The organism is Streptomyces katrae (assembly GCF_000966975.1).
Taxonomy (GTDB): domain Bacteria; phylum Actinomycetota; class Actinomycetes; order Streptomycetales; family Streptomycetaceae; genus Streptomyces; species Streptomyces katrae.
The window spans coordinates 1-2,025 of the sequence record NZ_JZWV01000037.1; the positions used below are offsets into that span (position 1 = coordinate 1).

Sequence of the window (2,025 nt, forward strand, 5' to 3'; positions counted from 1 at the left end):
GTTCGAGGCGGCCGTCGGCGCGGCGCAGCAAGGGAGTCGTCAGGCGTTCCTCCGAGACGGCGAAGCCGTGCGCGAACCGGCCCTTCACGCACGCGTGTCCCTGGTTGACGGGTCCGTCCCGGGCCGGGAGCACGGCTGCGACGGCCCCGTCCCGGACGGCCACGTCGAGGGCGCACCCGACCCCGCAGAATCCGCAGGTCGTACGGACCACGTCCGGTGCGGCGGCGTCGCGGGGGACCACCCGGGGCAGCTCGCCGGACGTCAGACCGCTGCCCCCGCCCGGCTGGGTGATCGCCCCCGTCGGGCAGGTGTCGACGCAGCCACCGCAGGCCACGCAGTCCGATCCCGCCCAGGACCCGCCCGTGCCCGGTGCGACGACGGTGTCCGCGCCCCGCCCGGTGAGGGTGAGCGCGAAGGTCCCCTGGACCTCGGCGCACATCCGGACGCACCGTCCGCAGGCGATGCACAGGTCCCGGTCGAGGTGGACGTACGGGTGGGAGTCGTCCCGTCCACGGCCGCCGGACCCCCGCGCCTCCTCCGGGCCGATGCCCAGGTCGCGGCAGACCCGCGCGAGTTCGGAGGGCACCTGCGGCCCGAGGGCGTAGGACGGGAGCGCCGAGACGATCGTCCGTACGGCGTCCCGCCGCAGGTCCACGAGTTCCTCGGTGCCGGTCGACACCCGGGTTCCCGCCGCGGCCGGCGTGACGCAGGCGGCGGTCAGTCGGCCGTCGGCGCGCACCAGGCAGGTCCGGCACGAGCCCACCGGGCTCAGCCGGGAGTCGGAGCAGAGCGCGGGCAGCTCCACGCCCGCCGCTGTGGCGGCGTCCAGCAGAGAGGCGCCCTCGGACAACTCCACGGTCCGGCCGTCGACTACGAGCGTGAGTGTGCCGCGAGCGCCGGTCATGAGGCCCACCCCGCCGGGAACCGCTGCCCGTAGGCGCGGGCGAGACCGCGCACGGCCGCGGGCAATCGCCGCCCGAACGCGCACAGGCTCGCCTCCTCCAGCACCCGCGCGAGCCGGACCCAGTCCTCGCCGGGATCCTCCCCGGCCGTCGCCAGCTCCAGCCCCAGGCGGCTGCCGACACGACAGGGCGAACAGGCTCCGCAACTCTCGGCGGCCGCGAACTGCCAGGTGTGGCGGAGGACGTCGGCCGGTCCGACGGAGTCGTCGAAGGCGACGAGCCCGCCGTGGCCGAGGGCGGCGCCCCGGGCCGCCAGTTCCGCGTCGGCCAGCGCCACGTCCAGACCGTCCGCGGGCAGGAACCCGCCGAGGGGGCCGCCGATCTGGAGGACGGCCAGGCGCGCCCCCTCCCTGAGCCCGCCGCCGAGCCCATGGACGATGTGCTCCACGGAAGTACCGAGTTCGACCTCGTAGACGCCCGGCCGGGCGAACCGCTCCGAGAGGCTGACGAGCTTGGTGCCCGGTTCGGAGGGGGTCCCGCGCCGGGCGTACGCGGCGCCGCCCCGGCTCACGATCCAGGGCAGCGCGGCCAGCGTCTCCACGTTGCCGACCACCGTGGGGGCGTCCCACAAGCCCCGTTCGGTGGGGTACGGCGGCCGCGCACGGGCGCAGCCCCGCCCGCCTTCGAGGCTCGCGATCAGAGCGGTCTCCTCGCCGGCGACGTACGACCCGTGCCCGGCACCCACCTCGACCTCCAGCACGCGGCCCGTGCCGTGCACGTCCCGCCCGAAGTGCCCTTCCTCGCAGGCCCGTTCGTATGCGCGTCGGAGGGTGGCGAGCGCGGTGGGGTACTCGGAGCGGACCAGTACCCGGCCCCTGGCCGCTCCACAGGCGAAGCAGGCCAGCGCCAGACCGGCGAGGACACGCCGTGGATGAACCTCCATCAGGAGCCGGTCGGCGTAGGAACCGGGGTCCCCCTCGTCGCCGTTGGCCACCACCACCGTGTCGTCCGCACGCCGGACCGCCCGCCATTTCGCGGCCACCCCGTAACCGGCCCCGCCCCGCCCCCGCAGACCCGATGCCGCCACGTGCTCGCGGACCTCCTCGGGATCCGACGTGGTGAC

Annotated in this window: 2 protein-coding genes; both read right to left on the bottom strand. The window is 75.9% G+C overall.

Features of this window, described 5'->3' with window-relative positions:
* Nucleotides 1-904 (bottom strand): 2Fe-2S iron-sulfur cluster-binding protein (locus tag VR44_RS02480; protein ID WP_169790970.1); only part of this gene is annotated, 904 nt, incomplete at its 3' end.
* Nucleotides 901-2,025, bottom strand: a 1,125-nt coding sequence (locus tag VR44_RS02485; protein WP_045945676.1) for an NADH-ubiquinone oxidoreductase-F iron-sulfur binding region domain-containing protein, incomplete at its 5' end; no start/stop codon positions are given. The genes VR44_RS02485 and VR44_RS02480, both read right to left, overlap by 4 nt.